A 24,116-nucleotide genomic window follows, 5' to 3' on the forward strand; every position below is an offset into this window, starting at 1 on the left:
CTGTCGGGCTGTCGAAATCGGGCTTCAAAGGAAACGCGGGCTCAGCCTTGAGTTCCGCTTGTCCCTGCTTCGCGTAAATGCGCCCGCAAGTCCAATAAATTAATGCAGGGGTGCGCGATAAAGCCTTGTTATCGCGTCGCATAACAGCCCTGCGGCCCTGCGTTTCCGCTGGCCTTTTGGCCCTTGACGCAAGGGCTGCGGCTCGCAAGATGCGCGCGTTGTTTCCCGCACCTCGGAGCTCGTTCTCGTCCATGTCGCTGTCCCCCGAAGCCCGCAAGACCCTCGCCGGCATCACCACTGCCACCATCACCACGGTCCTGCTGAAGAAGGGCCTGCGCAATGTCTGGATGCGCGGCGCGCGACCGCTGCGTCCGGGCCTGCCGCGCCTGGTGGGGCCGGCCTTCACGCTGCGCTTCGTGCCCGCCCGCGAGGATCTGGCGACGCCGGAATCCTGGTCGTCGCCGATCTCGACCCGCACCGCGATCGAGGCGATGCCGGACGGCTGCATCGCCGTGGTCGACGCCATGGGCATCACCGATGCCGGCATCTTCGGCGACATCCTCTGCGCCCGCATGATGAAGCGCGGCGTCACCGCGCTCGTCACCGATGGCGTGGTGCGTGATGTCGAGGGCGTGCTCGGCACCAATCTCCCGGTCTGGTGCGACGGCTATGCCGCGCCGCCGTCGGTCGCGGGCCTCACCTTCGTCGGCTGGGGCGAGCCGATCGGCTGCGGCGGCGTCGCCGTATTCCCGAACGACATCGTCGTCGCCGACCAGGACGGCTGCGTGCTGATCCCGCAGGCGATGCTCGATCACGTGCTCAACGAAGGTGTCGAGCAGGAGCGCATGGAAGCCTGGATCGTCAACGAGGTGAACAACGGCGCGGTGCTGCCGGGCCTCTATCCCATGAACGCCGAAACCAAGGCGCGCTACGCCGCCAGCAAGAAGTAACAGGTAAGGAAACGAGGTACTCCCATGGATATCACGCTCGCCGGTGCGCGGCCGACCCGCCGCGCGCCGAAGGAACATTTCACCGGCACCGTGCTGCAGGACCCCATCAACATGGCGCCCGCACCGGCGCGGCTGAACGTGTCGCGCGTCTCGTTCGAGCCGGGCGCCCGCACCAACTGGCACCACCATCCGCTCGGACAGACTCTTTACGTGATCTCGGGCGTCGGGCGCGTCCAGACCAAGGGCGGACCGGTCCAGGAAATCCGCCCCGGCGATACCGTCTGGATCCCGCCGAATGAAGTGCACTGGCACGGCGCTTCGCCGGGCAACAGCATGTGCCACATCGCGATGCAGGAAGCGCTCGACGGCGTGTTCTCGACGTGGCTCGATCCGGTGTCGGACGCGGATTACAACGCGCCGCTGGGTTAGTTCTCGTGCCCCGGACGCAGCGCAGCACGAAGTGATGCGCTGCTGAGCCGGGGCCCAGAAACTTCCGCAGAACGAGATCTCCGGGGCCCGGCGCTGCGGATCGTCACGACGTGCCGCACCGCGTCCGGGACACGATAATTACATCCGCTCTGCGGTCCAGGTGCCCTTGCACATCGGTCCGCTCCAGGTGCCGGAGCCCGAGCTGCCGCTGAGCCTGCCGAAGCCGACCGCGCGCTTGATGCCGGTGCTCAGGGTGACGTTGATATTGCCGGCATCGGCGACGCGGCCCGACGCCGTCACCGCGGCGCTGCTCGAAGCGATCTGACCGTTGTTGATGCCGATCGAGACGGTCGCGCCGTTGCCGCAGGTCTCGCTCGACGATGAGATGCGGACATTCCACGCGCCGTCGAAAGTGCTGGCGCTGGCCTGCGCGGCCGGCAGCGCGATGGCGACGATCGTGGCGAAAAGGCACTTGCGAAAACCGTTCATGGCACGCCCCTGTGGTTGAACCTGCGGGGATCGTGCCATGGGCGAGGGGCGGGCGATGTGAGAGGTGTCACGTCCCGAGAGGCCTCTGTGACGTGGCGCACCTTGTGCCGGACTGGGTCGGCTTCGGCGCTGCGTCCGGTCAGGTCTTCATTCGATTGACGAGCCGCGCCAGCAGATGGGCCTTTTGCGGTGCTTGCGGCGGCTCCTGCTCGGCCGCGGGCTCGATCGGGACCACGGCGGCTTGCGCCGTCTCGGCAATCGACAGCCTGCAAAGCCCCAACCCGAGAACGCGCCTGTCATGGCTCAGTCCCTCGGCGTGGGGCGACGACGCGCCGTCGATCTCGAAGACGAAGTCCAGGACAGCTTCGAGATGACCGGGTGCAGGAAGCGCTGCCGAGACCCAGCGCGGTCCACCGCCTTGCGCTTCTGCGGGCGTGAAACTCCATTCGGCGATCGGTCTGCCGCCGCAGCGAACGCGAATATTGACACCCTCATGGTCTTGCCGTGGCAATTGGGCAAAGGCGAAGGCATTGAGGAAAAGCTGCCTGTTCGATTTCGCGGCGAGCTTCACCGACAGTTCAGCGCGGTTGCCGACGCTCCACGTGCCCCACGGTTCGGTTTCCGACCAGCCGTTCCCCATGAAGCCGCGTGAATCCAGCGCGTCGCCGAAATCGATCTCATCGCCGATGCGGTAACCCGGCTCCATGTCGGGAGCGGTCCTAGAAAGTGCGACCATGGTTTCGACGAACCGCCGCAAGCCGGTTTCCTCCGCGAGGCCGGGAGCAAGCTCTTGTGCCGCCGCGGTGAGCTGGTGGGAGTCCCGGAGGCCTTCCAGAATGACGTCGGCCAACGTTTGCGTCGCATCGTCCGCGAACGACAGGCCGACGCCGTAGCCCTCTGCGATCTTGTCGGCCATCCAGGTGCCATCGGGCACGATCACGGGCTTGCCCAGACTGGCGGCCTCAGTGAACACGCCGGAGGTCAGAAATCGATACGGCCGCGCTTCGTAGGCCAACACGACAAGCGTGGATCGTGCGAGAGTCCGAAAATACTCCGTCGTGCTCATTTGCAGCGGAAGAAGCTCGACGAGCGGATCGTCGCCGAGATCGAGAGTGGCGATGGTCTCCGCGATATCGCCGGCAGGCTTGATCAGGAATCTCGTGGCGGGCGCGAGCGCGTGAACACGCCTGATGGTTTCGCGAAGATCGGTCAAGCATCGGCCCGACCGGCTGTTCACGTGAATATAGATCGTCGGGTCGACGACCCCCGGCGACGTCGTGATATCCGGCGGCCTGCCGAAATGGTGCTGCGTCATGAAAGGACGTCGGCGAAGCACGCGAGATACCGAGCGCGCCTTGCCCCACGAGTTCACCAGGAAGAACACACGGTCCCGAGCTCGTGCATTGTCGAGATCCGCGGACGCCAGTCGGTAGAACGCAGCCCGCGGCTTGAAACGTCCGGTGTCCAGGTCCGTCAATTCGTCCCCGATGATGCGGAAAAACACCGCCGGCCGCTTGCCGTCAGGCTGCTCCGAGAGCCATCTGCCGATGCCGCCGATGAGGACCGGATGCCCGCGCGGAAAGTAGATGATGTCGGATGAATCCAGGCCTTCCGCGTTTAGCCAAGCGCCGAATGGAGCGAAGAGACGCGCCGTGTCGGCGAATGTCACCGCGGACAGGACGAAATTGCCGGCGTTGACCTCGAACGCGGGGAGCGTCTCCAGAACGCGGTCCGCCCCGATGTCCGCTGCGAGGCGCTCGTTGGTCGCACGGAGTACCAGAATCCGGGGCGTCAGGCCGATGTCGGCGCTTTCGTTCTTGAAATGCAGGAGTTCATTGAATGAATGGCCTGATACGCCGAAGCTGGCAAAAGCCGGGATGACGATCCTCGGCCCGGCGGGACCTTTTCGAGCGGGTGGCAAGGTCATGACGGGTCCCGACAAACGCGCATGCGCGCTTGTGGACCTGTACGCCAATCCCCCGATCTCAGGAAGTTATTCGTCTGCCTGCCGGGGCATGCGAAGAGTGCTCGCAGGGCTTGAGGACGTGTCGCGGGATGGGGCGGGCGCGCGATCCTAGTTCACCCGCGTCCAGGTCTGGCCGCCGCAGAACATGCCGCCGAAGGCGCAGCCCTGCACGCGCAGGCGATCGGTGCCTTTCAGTGCGATGGTCGAATCGTAGGTCGAGCCGGTGTTGGGATCGAGGATGCGGCCGGACCATTTCTGGTCTTTCTGATCCTTGCCGGGCTTCATGTTGATCAAGACCTGCTCGCCGTTCTGGTTCGATTTGCTGTCGACCGAATAGCCGCAGAGATTGCTGCCACATTGCTCGATGCGGACCTTGCCTTCCTTCTCCTCGGTGAGCCAGACGCCGAGCGGTGAATTGGGATCGCGCGCGGGCGCGGCGGCTGCGGGCGCCGGCGGCGCCACGGCAGCCGCTTGAACGGGGGCGGGGGCCGGCGGCGGAGCGGGAGGCGGCGGCGCCGGGGGCGCGGCGGCCACGGTCGGCGCCGGCGGTGCGACCACGGCGGATGCCGCAGGCGGCTCGATCGCTGCGGGTGCCGGAGGCGGCAGAACCGCGGTTTCGGCCGGTGCGCTGGTCGCGGCAGTCGTCGGAGGCGGAGCCGGCGGGGGCAGTGGCGCGGGAGGCGGCGCTGCGGCAGCGGGAGCGAGTTCTGCGGGAGGCGGTGCCACCACGGGAGCAGGAGCCGGCACGGCTGCCGGCGGTTGCGGGTCGACCTTGGCCTGTTGCGGCGCCGGCTGGTCCGGCTTGGTCTCGCCCTTCTTGGCCTTCTTGGCCTTGCCCTGGTTGGTATTGTCGTAGACGCCCGGGATCTGCACCGTACCGCGGTCGGGATCGATGCGGATGGTGCGGCCGCCATATTCGAAGCTGTACTGCGCCTGCGCGGCGGTGCTCACAAGAAGGAATGCGGCCGTGGCCAACAGCTTCCTCATTTCGCATCTCCTGAAAAGATGTCCCCGGACCGACGCTTACGCCCCGGCTCGATCGCAAAAAGTGATCTAGATCACTGTAGTCCGTATGAGTCGTGCTCCCTCCGGTTCGGGTTCAATGCGCCCGGAACCCGTCCACAATTTGGCCGAGGCAAGCGACAGGAAGACGCGGCGCCGAGCCTCGTTCCGAGGTAAACGGAACGAGGCTCGGGATTCCCGTATTGACGCGTTGCCTTGCCGCCGACCCGTATCGGCTTCGCGCGAAAATGCTCTAATCGAACCAGGCGGCGTAGATCTTCTTGTAGCTGCCGTCTTCCATGGAGATATGCAGCCACTGGTCGACGAAGGCCTTCAGCGCCATGTCGCGCTGGAGCCAGTAGGCCTTCTCGGAGAAGTCGAAGGGCTTGTCGGGGTGGACCGCGCACAACACGCCCGCATGCTGCTTCTGCTGGTAGCGGGTCTCGGAGGCGTCGGTCATCATCAGATCGGCATTGCCCTTGGCGATCTCGTCGAAGATCACGGTGTTGTCGGGGAAGACGGTGATGTCGGCGTCCTTGATGTTGGCGCGCGCGAAGCGCTCGTTGGTGCCGCCGGGATTGACGATCACGCGGGTGCCCTTCTTGTCGATATCGGGGATGCTCTGGTACTTGCCGACATCGGCGCAGCGGGTGATCGGCGTCTTGCCTTCGCGCATGATCGGCGTCGTGAAGTAGCCCTTCTTCTGCCGGTCGAGCGTGACCGAGACGCCGCCCATGGCGATGTCGAACTGGTCGGCCTCGAAATCCTTCATCAGCTTCGGCCAGGCCGTCGGCACGAATTCGACCTTGACCCCGAGTGCCTTGCCGAGTGCCTCGGCCATGTCGACGTCGAAGCCGGAGAACTGCTGCGTGGTCTTGTCCAGATAGGTGAAGGGTTTGTAGTCGCCGGTCATGCCGACGCGCAAAGTGCCGCGCTTGATGATCTCGTCGAGGCGCGAGGGCGCAGCCTGCTGCGCGTGTGCCGAAAGGTTTGCCAGCAACGTCACGGCCAGAACGGCCAGGATTCGAACGAACATCTCTTTTCCACCCCCACGTGAGCTGTCATTGTGCTCTGGAGAGGCGGATTTAGTCCAGATGCCAGTCGCTGGCGAGCCAGAAATTGAAAGGAATTCCTCAGGTGACGATCTCGATGTACGAGGCCTCGGTCGGCCTCTTCGTGCCGTATCTGCGCAACCTGTCGGCGCTGCTCGACAAGGGCGTTGCGTATGCCGAAACCCGCAAGTTCAATCCGACGGTGCTTCTCGGCATGCGGCTGTCGCCGAACATGTACGATCTGGCGCAGCAGGTCGGCGAGGCCTGCCGTCACGCCACGGTCGCGCCGGCCTTGCTGGCGCAGTGCGAACCGGTCGCGCTGCCGCCGCTGGAGCACGACATGGCCGGGCTTCAGGCCCGCATCGCCACGTCAATCGAGTTCATTGAAAGCCTGCCGCGCGCCGAGATCGATGCGGCCGCGGAGCTGAAGGTCTTCTTCAGGCTGAAGAACGGGACCGAATTGCCCTTCACCGGGCGGACGCTGCTGCTCACCAACAGCGTCCCGCAGTTCTTCTTCCACGTCACGACCGCCTACGACCTGTTGCGGCACGCCGGCGTCGAGCTCGCGAAGAAGGACTTTCTGGGAAGGAAGTAGGAACTGGGTGTTGACCTCTCCCCGATGGGGAGAGGTGCACGGAGACATCCGGCGGCCAATGAACTTCAGGCTTCGCCCTTGCGCTCGAAATCGGCGAGCGAGCTGCGGCCGGCGATCTCGCTGCGCAGCAGCTCGAAACGCCTGTTCGCTTCGTGCGCGTGCGCGTCGACGAAATGCACGGCGGCTTCGCTGGTCATGGGGCCGCTGACCACGGGCGCGGACTGCTCGCCGATGGTCTCGTGGACGTAGTACTGGCCGTCATCGCCGCGATGGACCGTCCATTTGAGGCGGATCGCCACCATCGGGCCGGGGCCGACCTTGCTGTAGCCGTCGGCGTCGGTGTGGTCAGGCACCAGCGGCTGTTCCTCGACCACGGGATGCTCGTCATGTTCGTCGACCAATTGATGTTCTTCGGCTGCCGGGGGCTCACCGACGACGACGATCTCGGTCTCGCGAATGATCTCGGTTTCGCGAACGACCAGGGCCGGTTCGGGGTGCTCCAGAATGCTGGCAATGGTCGCCAGCGCGTGGTCGGTCGGGTCGATCTCTGACAAGGGTCCATCCTCCAGCTCGACGCGGCCGGCAAGTCTGTCCCACTGCCGCCGCGGCCGGATACATTACGCGGGTTTGATTAAGGCTGAGTTGGGGCCCGATCTGCACCAAAATGGGACGCATTCTGGCCATCCGAAGGCGGGTGCCAAGCATGATCCGGACCCAAAGGGTCGCGTTAGCGCAAAGTACGCAGCGGTTTTCCGGAAAGATCAATCAAGAGTTCATTGACTGCTCGACAGGACACTTGGGCCTCCCTCGGATATAGACCAACGAGGTAGGTATCGCTCAGATCGGGACATGATCTGTTGGCAACGGCGGCTCCCCAGATTTTGCCAGAGCGTCCATATCTATCCCGTTGAATAGCGCCAAGGCGTTGTAGGCTCGGTGAAGCGCGTCGTGAATTGAATCGAGATCGTTCCACATGGTCGTCCTGCCTTCGTCGGAGTTCCGCCGAATATTGTGCTGACGGTAAAAGGTGTGGAAGAGCCGGTTGCGCACACCAAGCGCGATGGAAAGCAGTTTCTCCAGATCGGGTGGCAATGGGTCCACCCCCTTCAACAACTGGCCGAGGGTGGTTCGATCGATCTTGTCGAGAATCTCGCGAGCAACCTCCGGATCAGGACTGCTTATCAGACCTCTATTGGTCGCACGGCTCAATAGGAGCATATTGCCGAGTTGAGTCTCTAGAAGCGCCACCGCTTCTGCGACGGCGCCGAACTTTTGGTAGACCTCGTCCAGAGATGGCATGAGAGCCTCAGTTGGAGCCAAAGAACCTTTTAGATGCGTCGCGTGCTCGCTTCGCCATCGCTTCCACTTCATCCATTACGCAGGCTCGAAATTCCGAGCCCTCGAAGGAGCCGCAGAGCGTGCAGATGTTGTTGACGCGCTCGGGCGTACGGAACTTGATAGCCCAACCGGGGACGCGCTGATCAATGGCTGCTTCGATATAGCTGCGGTTGCACGAGGCGGCGTTAGCCGCGGTGGCGAATAGCAAGACGATCGCGATGAAACCGAACCGCAACATCACGCGATCCAATTCGTGGGCTTGTATTGGAACTTGAGGAGCCTCTTCTTCGCCTTGGCAACCTCTTCCTCCGTGAACAACGAACTCCATCTCTCGCTTTCGGTCACGACCGCCTCAACTGTCAGATCCAGTCTACCGCGCAGGTAGAGGGCCGTGTAGCCGTCCGACTCCTTCGGGGCATTGATCAACGTCTTGGCGGTCGTCATGCCGCCCGTATCGGTCAGCATTTGCAGGAAGATGTTGGCGTTGTAGTTCGCCTCGTCCTTGGCGCGCCGATAGATATCGAACATTGCCTTGTCGAAAGCGGTATTGCGGTCGGTCATGGTGAGCCTCGATGGTGCCTTGGCAAGGGTTGCCCCTTTTTGGGCCGCAAACATCACAGATTGTAGAGGTACGAATGGAGCAGCAGAAGCAGGCAGTGCGTCCAACTGCATGATTAGGGACCATTGGCGACCTTGGCGGTTGCGAACGCCTCGCTATCCATTTCGGAGTACTTGTCTATGTTGCATTTATTGCAACCGCTGACGGTGATGCTGAATGTCGAAAAGAGCCAGGAACGTTGGAGTTTCTGCTCCCAGCTCAAAGTGGGCTAAAAGCATTCAAGTGGCGAAGCCGCTGTCCATAACGCTGATCGCCGCCTTTGGGGGCGCCTGCGGCGTTATCCCAGAAGCCACCCCGGCGGGATTCCATCCTCCGAAACTGATGGAAGTTCACATCTTTTCAATGGCTTGATTTCTATTCAAACACATCCTGATTGATGACGTTCTGCCTGATGGGATCGCCGTCCAGCACACTCAGGATGTTGCGCGCGGTCTGCTCGCTCATGCGCTGGACCGCCTCGACCGTGACGCCCGCGACATGCGGGGCCATGATGACGTTGGGCAGCGCGAACAGCGCGTTGCTGACGGGGGGCGGCTCCACCTCGAACACGTCGATGCCGGCACCGGCGAGTTCTCCTGACGTCAGCGCGTCGTACAGTGCCGCTTCCTTCACGATACCGCCGCGCGCGGTGTTGATGAGATAGGATTTCGGCTTCATCCGGCCGATCCTGGCCGCATCGAACAGGCCGACCGTCTCGGGCGTCTTCGGGCAGTGGATGGTGACGAAATCGGCATTCGGCAGCGCGGCGTCGAGATCGGCGACGGGCTCGCAACCGGCGGCCTTGATGTCGGCGGCTCCCTTGTAGGGATCGTAGACCTGCACCTTCATCTCCATCGCCTGGCAGCGTTTGGCGGTGCGGGTGCCGATGCGGCCGAAGCCGACGATCAGCACGGTCTTGCCGTAGAGATCGAACGGCAGCATGCCGAGCCGGTTCGCCCACTGGCCGTCCTTGACGCAGGCATGCATCTCATTGGCGCGCTTTGCCAATGTCAGCATCATGAACAGCGCCTGCTCGGCGACCGATGGCGAGTTGGCGCTGCCGGCCACCATCAGCGGCACCTTGCGGCGGGAGAGGGCTGATACGTCGACGGCGTCGTAGCCGACGCCGATCCGGGTCACCACCTTCATGTCCCCGGACGCCTCAAGCTCGGTCTCACCGAAGGCGGTGGCGCCCAGCGCCACGCCATGGACCGGCGCATGGCTCTTGAGCAGCGCCTCGAAATCCTTGGCGGAGATCAGGTTCGGAAACTCGACGAGCTCGATATCGTCCCGCTGGGTGAGGAGGGCGCGTGCCCCTTGCGACAAAGTCTGTGTAACGAAAATCTTCTTCTTGTTGGTCGCCATCGCTCCCCGCCTGCTTGCGTTTCTTGAGCCGGCGTCACAACACGACGCCGGTCTCATCGTTTAGCAGGTGCATATTGTTGAGGTCCATCGCCAAACGCATGGGAGCCCCGTCCTTGGCGCCGGCATTGGGATCGACGCGGCCGCAGATCGGCGTGCCCTCGAGCCCGAAATAGACCAGGGTCTCCATGCCCATCGGCTCGGTGACGTCGAGTACGGTATCGAAGGTCTCGACCCCCGGCCCGAGATGCGCATGCGACTCGGTGAGATGCTCGGGCCGGATGCCGAGCAGCAGCTTCTCACTGCGCGGCAGCGAATTGTAGCGGGTCGCGCGGGCCGGCGGCAGCGGGAAGGCGATGCGGTCGGTCAGGCGGATCTGAAGCGTGCCGCCGACGTCCTCGAGCCGGCACGGAATGAAGTTCATCGCCGGCGAGCCGATGAAGCCCGCGACGAAGCGCGTCGCCGGCTTGTGGTAGAGTTCGTTCGGCGTGCCGATCTGCTCGATGCGTCCCTTGTTCATCACCACCACGCGATCGGCCAGGGTCATTGCCTCGACCTGGTCGTGGGTGACGTAGACCGTGGTGGTGCGCACCTTCTGGTGCACTTTCTTGATCTCGATCCGCATCTGCACGCGCAGCTTGGCGTCGAGGTTGGACAGCGGCTCGTCGAACAGGAAGACTTTTGGATTGCGCACGATGGCCCGGCCCATCGCGACGCGCTGGCGCTGGCCGCCGGAGAGCTGCTTCGGCTTGCGGTCGATCAGATCGGTGATGTCGAGCAGGCGGGCGGCCTCCGTCACCCGCGCCTTGATCTCGGCCTTGGGATAGTGCTTCAGGCGCAGCCCGAACGACATGTTCTCGGCGACCGTCATGTGCGGGTAGAGCGCGTAGTTCTGGAACACCATCGCGATGTCGCGGTCCTTCGGGGGAACGTCGTTGACGACGTCGCCGCCGATCATGATGTCGCCGTCGCTGATGTCCTCGAGGCCCGCGATCATGCGCAGCGTCGTCGACTTGCCGCAGCCGGACGGGCCGACCAGCACGATGAACTCATGGTCGGCGATATCGAGGTCGATGCCGCGCACGGCCTCGACATCGTCGTAGCGCTTGACGACCTTACGTAATGCAACGTCAGCCATGAAAACCTCAACCTTTCGACATCAACCCTTCGTCGCGCCGGCGGTCAGGCCGGCAATGTAATAGTCCATCAGGAAGGCGTAGATGATCAGCGGCGGCGCTGCGCCAAGCAGCGCGCCGGTCATGATCTGACCCCAGTTGAAGACGTCGCCCTTGATCAGCGTGGTGGTGATGCCGACCGGCAGCACCAGCTGGTCGATCGATGTCGTGAACACCAGCGGATAGAGGAACTGCGCCCAGGACACCGTGAAGGCGAAGATGGTCGCGGCGATCAGCCCGGGCAGGGCCACGGGAATGAAGATCCGCGTCAGGGTCTGGAGCCAGGAGGCGCCGTCGATCAGGGCGGCCTCGTCGAGCTCCTTCGGGATCGAGGCGAAATAGCCGATCATGATCCAGGTGCAGAACGGCACCGTCAGGGTCGGATAGATGAACACCAGCACGTACCAGCGGTTGAGCAGGGTGATGCCGGTGAACTCCTGGACGACAGCGAGCATCTTGAACAGCGGAATGAACAGAAGGCTGTCCGGGATGAGATAGGTCAGGAACACGCCGGTCGCGAGCGTGGCGGAGCCCCAGAATTTCATCCGCGCCAGCGCGAACGCCGCGGGGATGCTGATCAGCATCGTGACGATCACCACGGTGATCGAGATCATCGCCGAATTCCAGAAGAACCGCAAAAACTGGTTCGAGGTCAGGAGCTCGACATAGTTCGCCAGGGTGGGGTGAAACACCCACCATGGATTGGTCGCCGCCGAAATCTCCGCGCTGCTCTTGAGCGAGGTGATCAGCATGTAGACCGGCGGGGTCAGGAAGAAGATCGCGAACAGCACCAGGAAGAAATAGGACCAGCGCAGCGCCCAGGTGCGGTCGCGGCTCATGCTGCCGAGTTTGACCTTGCGGCTCGGTCCTGCCTTGTCGATTGCCAGCGTGCTCATCAGGCTTCGTTCCCGCGTTTGTTGACATCCCGCAGGATGAAGACCGCTGCGACGGCGAGGATCGGCACCATGAACAGCGAGACGCAGGCGCCGAGCGGAATGTCGCTGCTCTGGATGCCGACCTGGAACGCCCAGGTGGCGAACAGATGCGTCTGGTCGAGCGGACCGCCCGAGGTGAGAATGCGCACGATGTCGAAATTGGCGAAGGTGACGATCAGCGAGAACAGCGTGGTGATGGCGATGATGTTGCGCATCATCGGCAACGTGATGTGCCAGATCTTCTGCCACCAATTGGCGCCGTCGATCGACGCGGCCTCATAGAGCTGGTCGGGGACCGATTTCAGCGCGGCCAGATACATGATCAGGAAGAACGGCGCGCCGTACCAGACGTTGACGAGGATGACGGAGAAGCGCGCCCAGAAGGCATCGCCGAGCCAGGGGATGGGACCGACGCCGAAGAAGGAGAGCGTGTAGTTGAAGGCGCTGTAGGAGGGATCGAACAGCCACAGCCAGGCCAGCGTGCTCATCGCCGGCGGGATCACCCAGGGTACCAGCAGCATGCCGCGCCATTTGCGCTGCTTCTTGCCGGGAATGTTGTGGACGAAATGCGCGACGATGAAGCCGATCAGCGCCTTGAAGATCACGGCGGTGACCGCAAAGATGCAGGACTGCTTCACCACCATCCAGAACGTCTCGCGCTTGAACAGGAAGGTGAAATTGCTGAGGCCGACGAATTTGGTCATCGCCTTGTTCAGCGTCGCCAGATAGAGCGAATAGAAGGCGGGATAGAGCACGAGCAGCGCGATCAGGAGGATCAGCGGCAGTGTCAAGAAGAACGCGACGGTCGACTTCCGACCCATGACATGGCGAAGGCTTGCGCTCTTCTTGCGCGGGCGCGCGGCACGGGCGAGGCGACCTTGCTCAACGACGACATCAGCCATGAATCAGACTCTCTGGTCAAACTCTCTGGGGCAAACGAAGGTTCAACGGTGAAGCCGGCGACCGGTCGGCCTCATGGGCATGCAGAGGGGATCCGGATGCGCCCCGGCGGCTCATGCGAGAGGCATGAACCGCCATGGCACACACCCGGCTCAGGTCCGCATGAAGCCCTCGCACTCGCCTTCGGCCCAGGCGAGCGCCGTTTCCAGCTTCTCTCCTTGCGCAAAACGCAGCGCAAGCTTGGTCAGTGTCGCCTGGAAGTAGATCTGCTGGGCGATCTTCGGCGGCGCGGGCGATGCGGCGATCGACAGCGTCTGCTGCTGGTACGGGTCCGGATAATGGAAGAGCGTGCCCTTCGGGGGCCCTTCCTCGGCCCAGGTCTTCAGCTTCGTCATGTTGGCGTAGGCCGGCAGATCGTAGCCGCCGCTCGCCGCGACGAACTTTTCGATCGCCGCAGGCGACGACAGGTGAGCGAGCAGGCTCTTGGCCGCCTCCTTGTTCTTGCCGAAGGCCCAGACGCCCCAGAAATAGGGCAGGAAGGGCGCGAAGCGGCCTTTCGGACCGGCCGGGAAGCCGTGCGTCCAGCATTGCTCGGCGACTTGCGGCGCATCGCGCTTGGCGACAGCCCAGGCGCTCGGCGGGTTCAGGATCATCGCGCCGCGGCCCGAGATCAGCCATTTGTTGTTGGAGGCGTCATCCCAGGAGGGCGCATCCGGTGGCAGCACCGCGATCAGCTTCTTGTAGAATTCGAGCGCCTGCCGCACCGCGTCGGTCTTGACCGTGATGTCGCCCTTGACGTTGACGAGCTCGGCGCCGAAGGACTGGAAGATCGCGCCGGCGGTGTCGACGCTGTCGGTGGTCTCGCCGAGACCGATGCCGAATGGGAAGCCGGCCTTCTGGCAGGCTTCCGCCGCCTTCAGGAAAGTCTCCATCGTCCAGTTGTCCGCCTTCGGCGGGCCACCGGCCGGATACATTTCCTGCACGTCGATGCCGGCGTGCTTCTTCATCAGGTCGATGCGCGAGCAGGGGCCCTTGATCTGGCTGCCCGGCGTTGCCGGCACCGCGAGCCATTTGCCGCCTGACTGTCCGAGATATTTGACGGTGCCGTTCACCTCGCCGTTCTGCTTGATGAGCGGCTCCATGACGTCGTTGAGCGGCTCGAGATTCTCCGAATATGCGTGCGGCCACCAGCTCGGCATCTGGAGAATGTCGTGCCCGGACTTGGCCTGCGCTTCGGCCGCCGCAGTGAGCTCGATCTTCTTGTTGTTGCTGGTGATGTAGTCGACGGAGACCTCGACCTTCTCCCTCTCGCCCCATTCCTTGACGAGGGCGGTGGAGGCATCGTTGGCGCCGGGTACCCAATGGTCCCAGAAGCCGATCGAGAGTTTGCCGGCGGCGTAAGCGCCCCGGACATAGGGCGCCGAGATCAGCGCCGCGGAGGACATTGCAGTGGCAGCCACAAATTGACGTCGCGTCAGTGTCTTGCGTGACATCTCGTTTCCTCGCCTTGGGTGTGTTTTATTGTTCTGGTGTTTCCTCTGACATTCCTGAGTTTTGTTTTTGATTTTCTTCTTGGCGTTTCTTCCGGGACGTTTCTTTTTGATGCCGTCTGCTTCGATCGCAAATCACGCGAGGCGCGGCAATTTGGTAGCGCGATCAGATCATGATTGACCGCCTCTGTCGAGAAATCCGAATGGCGATCGTCTAGAACTAACGTTGTGCCTGAAAGCGGCGGTGCCGCCGGTGTCGCGCGGCGCACACGAACCGCGGCCGCTTCTTTTGCGACGCACACGTTGCGTGAACCTGCCTGGAACGATCCGTGCGCAATTACGCCGCAGTTTCGAATGAGCCTGCATAACCGCTTCGCGCGAAAGACTTTTCGGGCGTGGACAGCAATCGGCTGCGTCTGGACCTCGAAGCAGTTGAAACGATAGAATTGCAACCGGCGGGTGGCTTACACCCGGACATGCCGATCGGATCGAAGATGGAGACGAGAATGATCAACCCGGCGCCGCCAGCGCGGCTTTACCTGCGGCGATGGCTCGCGCTGGGGTCCGTGCTCGCGCTGCTGCTCGGCGCAGCCGCGGTCGCGAATGCTCAAGGCTTGGTCAAGGGCGTTCAGGACGGCGCGGCCGCCGGGAACAAGGCCGCGGGGCCGGTCGGCGGCGTGCTCGGCGGTGCAATTGGCGGCGTGGTCGGCGTCTTCACCGGCGTGCTCGGCGTCAACAATAACCAGGCGCCGCCGCCGGCCGCCAAGGACGGCGCCAAGGACGCTGGCAAGGATGCGGGCAAGGATTCCAAGGCGCCGGGCGCCGGCAAGGACAAGGATGCCAAGAGTGCCAAGGCGGGCAAGGGCGCCAAGGCGAGCAAGGAAGCCAAGAACACGCCGCAGGACGGCAAGGACAACAAGGACGTCACGGTCCTCACCCAGCCCGGCGCGCCGCAACAGACCGCCGAGCAGATCGTCGCCAACAGCGATTCCTATATCGAGCGGATCAAGACCGAGCTGAACCTCACGCCCGATCAGGAGAAGCACTGGTTCGGCTTCTCCAGCGCCATGCACTACCTGGGGCATAATGGTGCGGAGCGCCTCAACCTGCGGATTGCGCGCGCCAAGCGCGATCCGCCCGACGACATCATCGAGCAGATGCGCAACGAGTCGCAGTTCCTGATCGACCGGGCCGCCGACCAGCGCAACGTTGCCGATGCCGCCGAACCGCTCTACTCGAGCCTCGATGACAAGCAAAAGCAGGTCTTCATCCAGGAAATGGTCCGCCTCAGCCACGAGCGCGGGCTGGATTGATCAAGTTGAATCGGATTGCGGGCGCCTGAATTAACGGCGCCCGCCACGATTTCGTGAATCCTCTCCGCAATTCGAGTATGATTAGCTTCGCAAGCTGACTGCGGGGTTGATATGGCGGACGGACTCTCCGTTTTCCTGGTCGAAGACGAGACGTTGATCCGGATGATGATGGTCGACATGGTGGAAGAACTTGGCCACCATGTCGTCGCGGAAGCGGACAATGTCCGCGACGCGAGCGCCTTTGCGATGACCGCGCAATACGATTTCGCCATCCTCGACATCAATCTCAAGGGACTTTACGTCGATCCCGTCGCCGACCTGATCGAGCGCCGCGGCAAGCCGTTCCTGTTCGCCACCGGCTACGGGCCGGAATTGTTGCCCTCGCTGCTGCGTCGCAGGCCGATCCTGCGCAAGCCGATTTCGATCGACCAGCTCAAGGCGATGATCGATACGATGTTTCCGGACGCCACGGCAAAGACCTCGCACTGAGCGAAGGCGCCACGCTGAGCGATGGCCAAGGGGGAGGGATGACCAAGGTCCCGCTGACATCGTCAACGAAAATGGCCGCCCGTAGGGGCGGCCATTTGATTCCAGAGATCGTCGCGGCAGACTCAGATTAGGCCGGCGCCAAGATCGATGCCGCGCGCCATCAGCCCGAACGAGGCGATGAAACCCACGCAGCAGAACAGCAAGATGGTCTTGAACGCAGAATCGGTGAAACGGGTTTCGATGGCGGCCGGCGTAGCGGCGAGCGAAATCATGCTCATGTTCATTCCCCCCTTTGTTGACCTGAATTGCATCAGGTGAGGGAACCCTAGAGCAAAGAGTTTGACGCGAGGTTGCGAGGGATTGTTAACGGAATCGCAATCGCTCGCATCTGGTTCGCGAGCGAACAGCCGTTCCGCAAGTGTCAGTTGCGCCCGTTCCTCAGCACCGTGGCGATGGTATGGGCCGTCATGGCGGCGCGGTCCGAAGCGCGCTGGGCAGCCAGCCGGTCGCGCGCCTTTTCCTCGATCAAGAGCTCGATCAAGGCCAGCCGCTTGTCCTCGTCATCCGCTTCGGTCAGCAGACGGTGATAGCGGTGATAGTCGAATCCTACGTCCTGCTTACGCATGTCACGCCCCCGCAACTACGCCACATACAAGATGCAATTGTTTCCCATCGGAAACGATCGAGCAAGCGCGATGACGCGTGGAACCGCGTCTTCGCTGCAATCAGCTGTGCATAGTTAACGGACCGGACGGGCGCCGCAGCAGTCGCGGCGCTCAATCCGGATTGTGGTCGGCGAACATCTTCAGGCCGACGAAGCTCGCATCGGGCTTGGTGACCAGCCGGGTCGGGATGCTGCGCAGATAGTCCTGGAACCGTCCCTTGGCCTCGAAGCGCGCACGGAAGGCCGAGGCCGCAAGGAACTGCGGAAAGCGCGGCACGATTCCACCGGCGATGTAGACGCCGCCGCGGGCGCCGAAGGTCACCGCGAGATTGCCCGCGACCGAGCCGAGGATGGCGCAAAACATCTCCAGCGTCGCCTGGCTGATCGGGCAACTGCCGTCCAGGGCCGCCTTGGTGATGGAGGCTGCATCGCGGTGCTGCACCTCGGCGCCGTCGATCTCCGCCAGTGCTTCGTAGAGGCTTTGCAGGCCGGAGCCGGAGAGCGCGCCGCGCTCGATGGAGACGTGACCGAACCGGCGGCGAAGCGACGCAATCACGCGTTCTTCGCGCTCGTTCTCCGCCGGCAGGGTCGCATGTCCCGCCTCGGTGACGACGGCGAGCCGTGCCCCATGGCGCTGGACCAGGCAGGAGACGCCAAAACCGGTTCCGGGCCCCACCACCAGCAGCGGTTCGCCAGGGAGGCCGTCCTGGCCGCCGAGCGGGACCAGGTCGGCGGGCTGCAAGGCGGGCAGCGACCAGGCCACCACCTCGAAGTCGTTGAGAACGTGAACGCTGTCGAAGCCGAGGGCCGGCTGGAGCTCATTGCCGTCGATGACCCAGGGGCTGTTGGTCATGACGCAGCGATTGTTGGTCACGGGACCTGCGACGGCCAGCACGGCTCTTTGGGGTAGCTCGGCGCCGGAGCGGCGCGCCAGCACGTCGGCAATGGCTTCCCGGACGGTCGGGAAGTCGGCGACCTTCACATAGTCGATCGGTCCGCTCTGGTCGCCCCGGCTGATTGCGAAGCGCGCATTGGTGCCGCCGATATCGGCGAGAAGAATCTGTTCTGTCCTGCCGATGCTCATGGCCCCTGTGGCTGCCGAGGCCATGCCGGCCTACGGGAACCTTTTCCTCCACTCCTGATCCGATCCGCAAGTCCACGGACGGCTTTGAGAATCCGCGCTTGGTTGCGCCTAGTCAACACGGACGACGCCAAACCGTTGCATCCTGACGCCTCTTTGACTGTCAGCGCGACATCGCTGCACGCGGTCGGTGGTTGCGGAGCAGCGCGGGAAGATCGACATTGGAGATGGCGTCCGGCGCCGGTCGTGCCGGATGGATCAAATTGGGCCTTGCGATGAAAATTTCCGACCGAGACGTGCTGCTGGTGATCGACGTGCAGAACGACTTCTGCAGCGGCGGGGCGCTGGCCGTTCCCGGCGGCGAGAAAGTCGTCCCCGCCATCAACCGCATCGCCCAAAAATTCACCAATGTGGTGCTGACCCAGGACTGGCATCCGGCGGATCACGTCTCGTTCGCGGGCAACCATGCGGGCAAGCAGCCGTTCCAGACCATCGAGCTCGACTACGGCACGCAGGTGCTCTGGCCAACGCATTGCGTGCAGGGCACGGCGGGCGCCGAATTCCACGGCGCGCTGGACGTGACCCGCGCGAGCCTGGTGGTGCGCAAGGGCTTTCGGCGCGGCATCGATTCCTATTCGGCGCTGTTCGAGAACGATCACCGGACGCCGACCGGCCTGCTCGGGTACCTGCGCGAACGCGAGCTGAAGACCGTCTTCGTCGCGGGGCTGGCGCTCGATTTCTGTGTCCGCTTTTCGGCAGAGGATGCCCGCAAGGCCGGATTCGACGTCGTGGTGATCGAGGATGCCTGCCGCGGAATCGACCTCGACGGCTCGGTGGCTGCTGCGCATCGGAGTTTTGGCGCGCTCGGCATTTCCGTGATCAGCTTCGAGGCATTCTTGTGAGGAGCGTGCGATAGTCGTGGCGGAGACGACAGGCAAACAGCCGGGCGGAGCGGATCACGTCGCTGACGAGCCGTTGCCGTGGCCGTTTGCGGCGGCGCGGCTCGCCATGGATGCCTGTTTCTGGTGGATGGAACGCGGTTCGCCTGAACCGGGCGACAGCAGCCTGCCGTGGACGACGCCAAACACCGTGGCGCTGGAGCTTTCGACCATGCGCCTGCGCGATTGCTCGCGGGCGCGGGTGGGCTCGCCGGCCCTGGTCTGCGCTCCCTATGCGCTGCATCGTGCCCTGATCGCCGACTTCGCGCCGGGACACAGCGTGGTGGAGTCCCTGCAAAAGGGCGGCGTCGATCGGGTCTATCTCACCGACTGGCGCTCGGCCACGCCTGACATGCGGTATCTGTCGATCGACAGCTACCTGTCCGATCTCAACGTCGCCGTCGACGAGATCGGCACGCCGGTCGACCTCGTCGGCCTGTGCCAGGGCGGCTGGCTGTCGCTGCTCTATGCGGCACGCTTTCCCGCCAAGGTGCGACGGCTGGTGCTGGCAGGCGCGCCGGTCGATCTGTCGATCGACTCGGCGATGTCGCGGCTCGCCCGCAACGCGCCCGGCATGGTCTACGACCAGCTTGTCGCGCGCGGCGGCGGCAATGTCAGCGGCAAGGAGATGCTGCGTGTCTGGTCCAGAACGCCGAGCCGCGAGGATATCGCAGTCGCCTTGCAGAAGGAGCTCGCGGACGAAGAGGGCGCGGCGCTGCTCGCGCGCTTCGACCAGTGGAATTTGGAGCCGCTCGATCTGCCCGGCACTTACTATCTGCAGATCGTCAACTGGATCTTCCGGGAGAACCGGATTGCCGGCGGCAATTTCGCCGCACTCGGCCGACGGATCGACCTGAAGGACGTCAAGGCGCCGATCTTCCTGCTGGCCGGGCTCGACGACGAGGTGGTGCCGGCGACGCAGGCGCTCGCCACCGCTGGGCTCGTCGGCACCCCGCCGGCCTTCATCGCGGCGGCCTCCGAGCCGAGCAACCATCTCGGCCTGTTCATGGGCGCGCGGACCCACGCGCAGGCCTGGCCCCGGATCGCCGACTGGCTGCGGGACGACCTCTCCGGCGCGCTCGCCCGCAGCGCCTGACCGCGGCGCAAATCCGTTATGCATGACGGTGGATGGCCTGCACGGAGCGGGGGCGATGGGTTACATATGATCCCGCCGACGGTTGCGACCGGCGGCGAATAGATCCAAGGCTGGAGATTTAAGGGTACTGGATGACGTTCCATTCGATCTACGCCCACGGATTTGCGCGCGTGGCGGCCTGCGTGACCACATCTCACGTGGCTGATCCCACGGCCAATGCGAAGGCCGTCCTGACGGCGGCCAATGCCTGCCACGAACAATCCGTGGCGGTCGCCGTGTTTCCCGAGCTGTGCCTGTCCGGCTATGCGATCGAAGATCTGGTGAAGCAGGATCCGCTGCTGGATGCGGTCGAGCGCGGACTCGCCGCCATCGTCGAGGCTTCTTCGGCGCTGATGACCGTCCTGATCGTCGGCGCGCCGCTGCGGTTCGGCCATCGTATCTACAATTGCGCCGTCGTCATCCATCGCGGCAACGTCCTTGGCGTGGTGCCGAAGAGCTACCTGCCGACCTACCGCGAATTCTACGAGGGACGGCATTTCGCCTCCGGCGCCGGCATCGCCGGCGAGACCATCGCCTTCGGCGGGCTGCACGCGCCGTTCGGCACCGACCTTCTGTTTGCGGCCGAGGACGTGCCGGGCCTGACCATCGGCGTCGAGATCTGCGAGGACATGTGGATTCCGGTGACGCCGGCCTCGGAGCTGGCGCTGGCCGGCGCCAGCGTGCTGATCAATCTCTCGGGCAGCCCGATCACGATCGGCCGGGCGCGCTCGCGCGCGCTGCTGTGCCAATCGACGTCGGCACGCTGTCTTGCGGCCTATGTCTATTCGGCGGCCGGGGCAGGGGAATCCACCACCGACCTCGCCTGGGACGGCCAGACCTCGATCTACGAGAACGGCGCGCTGCTGGCTGAGGGCGAGCGTTTCCGCCAGGGCGGGCAGATCACGACGGCTGACGTCGACCTCGACCTGCTCCGGCAGGAGCGCGCCCTGATGGGCACCTTCGACGACAACCGGCGGCAGCGCGAGGGCTTCTACCGCAGGATCACCTTTGCCCTGAAGCCGCCCGCCGCGGACATCGGCTTCCTGCGCAAGATCGAGCGCTTTCCGTTCGTGCCGAGCGACGAGAGCTTGCTCGATCAGGATTGCTACGAGGCCTACAACATCCAGGTCGCCGGCCTCGTGCAGCGCATGCGCGCCACCGGCACCAAGCGCGTCGTTATCGGCGTGTCCGGCGGTCTCGACTCCACCCATGCGCTGATCGTCGCCGCCAAGGCCGTGGACCTGCTCGGCCTGCCGCGCGAGAACATCCTCGCCTACACCATGCCGGGCTTTGCCACCGGCAGCGAAAGCAAAGCCAATGCGCTGGCGCTGATGAAGGCGTTGCAGACCACCGGTCAGGAACTCGACATCCGCACCACCGCGACGCAGATGCTGAAGGACATCGGCCATCCCTTCGGCAAGGGCGAGAAGGTCTACGACATCACCTTCGAGAACGTGCAGGCGGGTCTGCGCACCGACTATCTGTTCCGGCTTGCCAACCACAACGGCGGTATCGTGATTGGAACCGGCGATCTCTCCGAGCTCGCGCTCGGCTGGTGCACCTACGGCGTCGGCGACCAGATGGCGCATTACAACGTCAATGCCGGCGTGCCGAAGACGCTGATCCAGCACCTGATCCGCTGGGTGATCGCTTCAAAACAGTTCGGCGACGACGTCAACCGGACGCTGGCCTCGATCCTGTCGGTTGAAATCTCGCCCGAGCTGGTTCCGGTCAAGCCCGGCGAGAAGCCGCAGAGCACGGAAGCCTCCGTCGGCCCCTACGAGCTGCAGGACTTCAACCTGTTCTACACGCTGCGCTTCGGCATGCGGCCGTCCAGGATCGCCTTCATGGCGCAGCACGCCTGGAAGGACGTCGCCAAGGGCGAATGGCCGCCGGCGTTTCCAAACGACAAGCGCAAGGCCTATGATCTGCCCGAGATCCGGCGCTGGCTGGAGGTGTTTTTGCGCCGCTTCTTCGCCTTCAGCCAGTTCAAGCGCTCGGCGATGCCGAACGGCCCGAAGGTTTCGGCCGGCGGCTCATTGTCGCCGCGCGGCGACTGGCGCGCGCCCTCGGATTCGAGCGCGGCCGCATGGCTCGAGGATCTCGAGCGGAACGTGCCGAAGTGATCTGAAGATTGATCGGGCAAACACTGATCGGGTAGGGCAGCCCAAAACGACTTCGCGCCGCGCGGCTTGGAAAGCCGGCGGCGCGAAATTGCGTTCAATCTCGAAAGTTCCGAGGTCCGGAGTGCCTAGGAGTCCGGACCTCGTCACCTTGCCCCAGCCTTTGATCCCCCCGCCCCATGTGGTCCCCCAACCCCATAGTGCGCGATCAGAGGGTGATGCCCTTGGAAGGCCGCCGATCGATGTGCGGGATGTACGCGAGATATGGTTAGGATTCCAATCCGGATCACTACGGACACGCGCGCGTTCGCTTCTGCACGCTGATGCATTCGTCTGCTCGCGCTGCGATCGCATCCGCCCGAATTCCATGCACGCGGCCGGCACGATGTCCACATCTCGTCTGCGTCGCGGAACCTGCATTTCACCGGCCTGTCATTGAACTGGTCTAGCGCTGCTCCCGTCATCGTCGACGGTCAAAGGAGCAAGCCATGTCGAAGCCGGTGTTGGGCGCCGCATTGTCCATCAAATCGATCCCCGCGCACCGTGACTGGCTTCTGGAACGGCAGCGCGATCTCGAAATCCAGGATTTCTTCCGCGCCGATCTGCTCGATGGCGACTGGCGCAGCGCGGCCGGCGAGATCAAGCAGATGCTCTCCGGCCATACCGGCCGGCTCGGCATTCACGGGCCGTTCTGGGGCTTCAAGATCGACAGCCACGATTCCCTGATCCGCCAGGCCGTGACCAAGCGCCTGCTCCAGGGCCTGGAGGCCGCGGACTTCCTCGGCGCGACGCAGATGGTGATCCATTCGCCGTTCACGACCTGGGACCACAACAATCTCGATCTCTATCCTGACAACCGCGCCAACATCGTCGAGCGCGTCAAGGCGACGCTCGCCGAAGTGATTGCGCGCGCCGAGACGGTCGGCTGCGAGATCGTGATCGAGAACATCGAGGACAAGGACCCGCGCGACCGCGTGCGCCTCGCCAAGGCGCTCGAAAGCAGCAAGGTCCGCGTCTCGCTCGACACCGGCCACGCCAATTACGCCCACATCTCCACCGGCGCGCCGCCGGTGGATTATTACGTCGAGACCGCCGGCGATATGCTGACGCATGTGCATCTCCAGGACACCGACGGCTTTGCCGACCGGCACTGGGCCCCGGGCGAAGGCAACATTCGCTGGGTCGGCGTGTTCCGAGCACTGGGACGGTTGACGTCCAACCCGCGGCTGATCCTCGAACTCCGCAACCACGACGACGTCCGCAAGGGTGCCGCGCATCTCGCCGCGCTCGGTCTCGCCGAATAACCGATCACACAGGGCAGGGGTCATCCTCATGAGCAAACTCACCCGTCGCACCATCCTGAAGTCCGGCGGCGCCGCCGCGGGTACGCTGCTGCTGCCGCGCTTCGCCATCGCTCAGGCCGACAACCGTCCGTCGGTGACGATCGCCGTCCAGAAGGTCACGAACTCGAACGTGCTCGACGTGCTGCGTGAGCAGTCCAATGTCGGCGAACGCGTGTTCTTCTCCTCGATCTGGGAAGGCCTGATCTCCAAGAACTGGCGCGGCAGCCTCGAGGCCGTGCCGGGCCTTGCCACCGAGTGGCGCCGCATCGACGACCAGACCGTCGAGGTGAAGCTGCGCCAGGGCGTCAAGTTCCACAATGGCGACGAGCTGACGGCCGAAGACGTCGTCTTCACCTTCAGCCGCGAGCGCATGTTCGGCGAGACCGAGGCCAAGAGCCGCTCCACCATCCAGGCCTTCGAGAAGATTCCGATGCCGAAGCCCGGCAAGGAGCTGCCGCCTGACGTGCCCGCGGTCGCCCGCCGCATCTGGCCGGACCTCGTGCGCGTCGATGCCGTCGACAAGTACACGGTGCGCTTCTACAACGCGACGCCCGACGTCACCATCGAGGGCCGGCTGTCGCGCTACGGTTCGGACATCATGAACCGCCGCGCCTGGGAGCAGTCCGCGAGCTATCTCGACTGGGCGCGCAGGCCTGTTACGACCGGCCCCTACAAGGTCGTCGAGCTCAAGCCCGACGTGTCGCTGACGCTGGAAGCCCACGACGAATATTGGGGCGGCCGTCCGCCAC

Annotated in this window: 26 protein-coding genes; 10 read left to right on the forward strand and 16 right to left on the reverse strand. The window is 64.0% G+C overall.

All coding sequences use genetic code 11. The features are described 5' to 3' along the window. Positions 1 to 251 precede the first annotated feature (251 nt). Positions 252 to 950 (forward strand): ribonuclease activity regulator RraA, encoded by a 699-nt coding sequence (locus PMI42_RS00840; RefSeq protein ID WP_008129640.1) that lies wholly within the window; start codon positions 252 to 254, stop codon positions 948 to 950. 24 nt (positions 951 to 974) lie between these two features. Then, positions 975 to 1,379: a (R)-mandelonitrile lyase gene (locus PMI42_RS00845; RefSeq protein WP_008129642.1), complete on the forward strand. Its 405-nt coding sequence runs from the start codon at positions 975 to 977 to the stop codon at positions 1,377 to 1,379. Positions 1,380 to 1,517: 138 nt separating this feature from the next. Here PMI42_RS00845 and PMI42_RS00850 read toward each other — a convergent pair whose 3' ends face one another. The 4 genes from PMI42_RS00850 to PMI42_RS00865 all read right to left on the reverse strand — a co-directional run bounded on the left by PMI42_RS00850 (position 1,518) and on the right by PMI42_RS00865 (position 5,872). Then, positions 1,518 to 1,868, reverse strand: a complete 351-nt coding sequence (locus PMI42_RS00850) for a hypothetical protein (protein ID WP_008129644.1) — start codon at positions 1,866 to 1,868, stop codon at positions 1,518 to 1,520. Positions 1,869 to 2,007: 139 nt separating this feature from the next. Beyond that, complete coding sequence (locus tag PMI42_RS00855; RefSeq protein ID WP_008129645.1) at positions 2,008 to 3,795, reverse strand: glycosyltransferase family protein; 1,788 nt, start codon at positions 3,793 to 3,795, stop codon at positions 2,008 to 2,010. Between the two features lie 147 nt (positions 3,796 to 3,942). Continuing rightward, positions 3,943 to 4,821, reverse strand: coding sequence for a DUF2147 domain-containing protein (locus PMI42_RS00860; protein WP_008129648.1), 879 nt, complete (start codon positions 4,819 to 4,821; stop codon positions 3,943 to 3,945). 268 nt (positions 4,822 to 5,089) lie between these two features. Then, positions 5,090 to 5,872 carry a transporter substrate-binding domain-containing protein gene (locus tag PMI42_RS00865; protein WP_008129650.1) on the reverse strand — a complete coding sequence of 261 codons (783 nt, stop codon included), beginning with the start codon at positions 5,870 to 5,872 and terminating at the stop codon, positions 5,090 to 5,092. 113 nt (positions 5,873 to 5,985) lie between these two features. On the opposite strand from PMI42_RS00865, the gene PMI42_RS00870 reads away from it, so the two are divergent. Further along, a complete protein-coding gene (locus PMI42_RS00870) occupies positions 5,986 to 6,483 on the forward strand; it encodes a DUF1993 domain-containing protein (protein WP_008129651.1) in 498 nt (165 codons plus the stop codon). Positions 6,484 to 6,548: 65 nt separating this feature from the next. On the opposite strand, the gene PMI42_RS39595 is transcribed toward PMI42_RS00870, so the two are convergent. The 9 genes from PMI42_RS39595 to PMI42_RS00915 all read right to left on the reverse strand — a co-directional run bounded on the left by PMI42_RS39595 (position 6,549) and on the right by PMI42_RS00915 (position 14,284). Continuing rightward, positions 6,549 to 7,037 (reverse strand): hypothetical protein, encoded by a 489-nt coding sequence (locus PMI42_RS39595; RefSeq protein WP_008129653.1) that lies wholly within the window; start codon positions 7,035 to 7,037, stop codon positions 6,549 to 6,551. 283 nt (positions 7,038 to 7,320) lie between these two features. Then, complete coding sequence (locus PMI42_RS00880) at positions 7,321 to 7,782, reverse strand: hypothetical protein (RefSeq protein ID WP_008129654.1); 462 nt, start codon at positions 7,780 to 7,782, stop codon at positions 7,321 to 7,323. Positions 7,783 to 7,789: 7 nt separating this feature from the next. Beyond that, on the reverse strand, positions 7,790 to 8,059 hold the full coding sequence (locus PMI42_RS00885; protein WP_008129655.1) for a hypothetical protein: 270 nt from the start codon (positions 8,057 to 8,059) through the stop codon (positions 7,790 to 7,792). Further along, positions 8,059 to 8,382: a hypothetical protein gene (locus PMI42_RS00890; RefSeq protein ID WP_008129656.1), complete on the reverse strand. Its 324-nt coding sequence runs from the start codon at positions 8,380 to 8,382 to the stop codon at positions 8,059 to 8,061. Before PMI42_RS00890 ends, PMI42_RS00885 begins: the two co-directional genes overlap by 1 nt. Positions 8,383 to 8,794: 412 nt before the next feature. Then, positions 8,795 to 9,784, reverse strand: coding sequence for a hydroxyacid dehydrogenase (locus tag PMI42_RS00895; RefSeq protein ID WP_008129658.1), 990 nt, complete (start codon positions 9,782 to 9,784; stop codon positions 8,795 to 8,797). A gap of 34 nt (positions 9,785 to 9,818) precedes the next feature. Then, positions 9,819 to 10,919, reverse strand: a complete 1,101-nt coding sequence (locus PMI42_RS00900) for an ABC transporter ATP-binding protein (RefSeq protein ID WP_008129660.1) — start codon at positions 10,917 to 10,919, stop codon at positions 9,819 to 9,821. A 21-nt stretch (positions 10,920 to 10,940) separates the two neighbouring features. Next, a complete protein-coding gene (locus PMI42_RS00905; protein WP_008129662.1) occupies positions 10,941 to 11,852 on the reverse strand; it encodes a carbohydrate ABC transporter permease in 912 nt (303 codons plus the stop codon). Then, a complete protein-coding gene (locus tag PMI42_RS00910) occupies positions 11,852 to 12,793 on the reverse strand; it encodes a carbohydrate ABC transporter permease (protein ID WP_008129663.1) in 942 nt (313 codons plus the stop codon). Before PMI42_RS00910 ends, PMI42_RS00905 begins: the two co-directional genes overlap by 1 nt. Positions 12,794 to 12,943: 150 nt before the next feature. Continuing rightward, a complete protein-coding gene (locus tag PMI42_RS00915; RefSeq protein ID WP_008129665.1) occupies positions 12,944 to 14,284 on the reverse strand; it encodes an ABC transporter substrate-binding protein in 1,341 nt (446 codons plus the stop codon). A 503-nt stretch (positions 14,285 to 14,787) separates the two neighbouring features. On the opposite strand from PMI42_RS00915, the gene PMI42_RS00920 reads away from it, so the two are divergent. After that, positions 14,788 to 15,594, forward strand: a complete 807-nt coding sequence (locus tag PMI42_RS00920) for a Spy/CpxP family protein refolding chaperone (protein WP_008129667.1) — start codon at positions 14,788 to 14,790, stop codon at positions 15,592 to 15,594. A 111-nt stretch (positions 15,595 to 15,705) separates the two neighbouring features. After that, entirely contained in the window at positions 15,706 to 16,083 is a 378-nt protein-coding gene (locus PMI42_RS00925; RefSeq protein ID WP_008129669.1) for a response regulator, read from the forward strand. A 122-nt stretch (positions 16,084 to 16,205) separates the two neighbouring features. On the opposite strand, the gene PMI42_RS38885 is transcribed toward PMI42_RS00925, so the two are convergent. From PMI42_RS38885 to glk, 3 genes are all read right to left on the reverse strand, one after another. Continuing rightward, positions 16,206 to 16,367, reverse strand: a complete 162-nt coding sequence (locus tag PMI42_RS38885; protein WP_157195689.1) for a hypothetical protein — start codon at positions 16,365 to 16,367, stop codon at positions 16,206 to 16,208. A gap of 137 nt (positions 16,368 to 16,504) precedes the next feature. Continuing rightward, on the reverse strand, positions 16,505 to 16,708 hold the full coding sequence (locus tag PMI42_RS00930) for a hypothetical protein (RefSeq protein ID WP_008129673.1): 204 nt from the start codon (positions 16,706 to 16,708) through the stop codon (positions 16,505 to 16,507). A 151-nt stretch (positions 16,709 to 16,859) separates the two neighbouring features. Further along, a complete protein-coding gene (glk, locus tag PMI42_RS00935; protein WP_035964162.1) occupies positions 16,860 to 17,831 on the reverse strand; it encodes a glucokinase in 972 nt (323 codons plus the stop codon). Positions 17,832 to 18,055: 224 nt separating this feature from the next. Here glk and pncA point away from each other — a divergent pair, with 224 nt between their 5' ends. From pncA to PMI42_RS00960, 5 genes are all read left to right on the forward strand, one after another. Continuing rightward, positions 18,056 to 18,730: a bifunctional nicotinamidase/pyrazinamidase gene (gene pncA / locus PMI42_RS00940; RefSeq protein WP_008129676.1), complete on the forward strand. Its 675-nt coding sequence runs from the start codon at positions 18,056 to 18,058 to the stop codon at positions 18,728 to 18,730. Between the two features lie 16 nt (positions 18,731 to 18,746). Beyond that, the gene (locus PMI42_RS00945) at positions 18,747 to 19,862 is read left to right on the forward strand and encodes an alpha/beta fold hydrolase (protein WP_008129678.1); all 1,116 of its coding nucleotides are present in this window, start codon (positions 18,747 to 18,749) and stop codon (positions 19,860 to 19,862) included. A gap of 131 nt (positions 19,863 to 19,993) precedes the next feature. Next, positions 19,994 to 22,027 (forward strand): NAD(+) synthase, encoded by a 2,034-nt coding sequence (locus tag PMI42_RS00950; RefSeq protein WP_008129680.1) that lies wholly within the window; start codon positions 19,994 to 19,996, stop codon positions 22,025 to 22,027. A 485-nt stretch (positions 22,028 to 22,512) separates the two neighbouring features. Next, on the forward strand, positions 22,513 to 23,328 hold the full coding sequence (locus tag PMI42_RS00955) for a sugar phosphate isomerase/epimerase family protein (RefSeq protein WP_008129682.1): 816 nt from the start codon (positions 22,513 to 22,515) through the stop codon (positions 23,326 to 23,328). Positions 23,329 to 23,356: 28 nt separating this feature from the next. Next, positions 23,357 to 24,116 (forward strand): ABC transporter substrate-binding protein (locus PMI42_RS00960; RefSeq protein ID WP_008129683.1); only part of this gene is annotated, 760 nt, incomplete at its 3' end.

Origin of the sequence: Bradyrhizobium sp. YR681, assembly GCF_000282615.1 — a bacterium.
Lineage (GTDB): Bacteria > Pseudomonadota > Alphaproteobacteria > Rhizobiales > Xanthobacteraceae > Bradyrhizobium.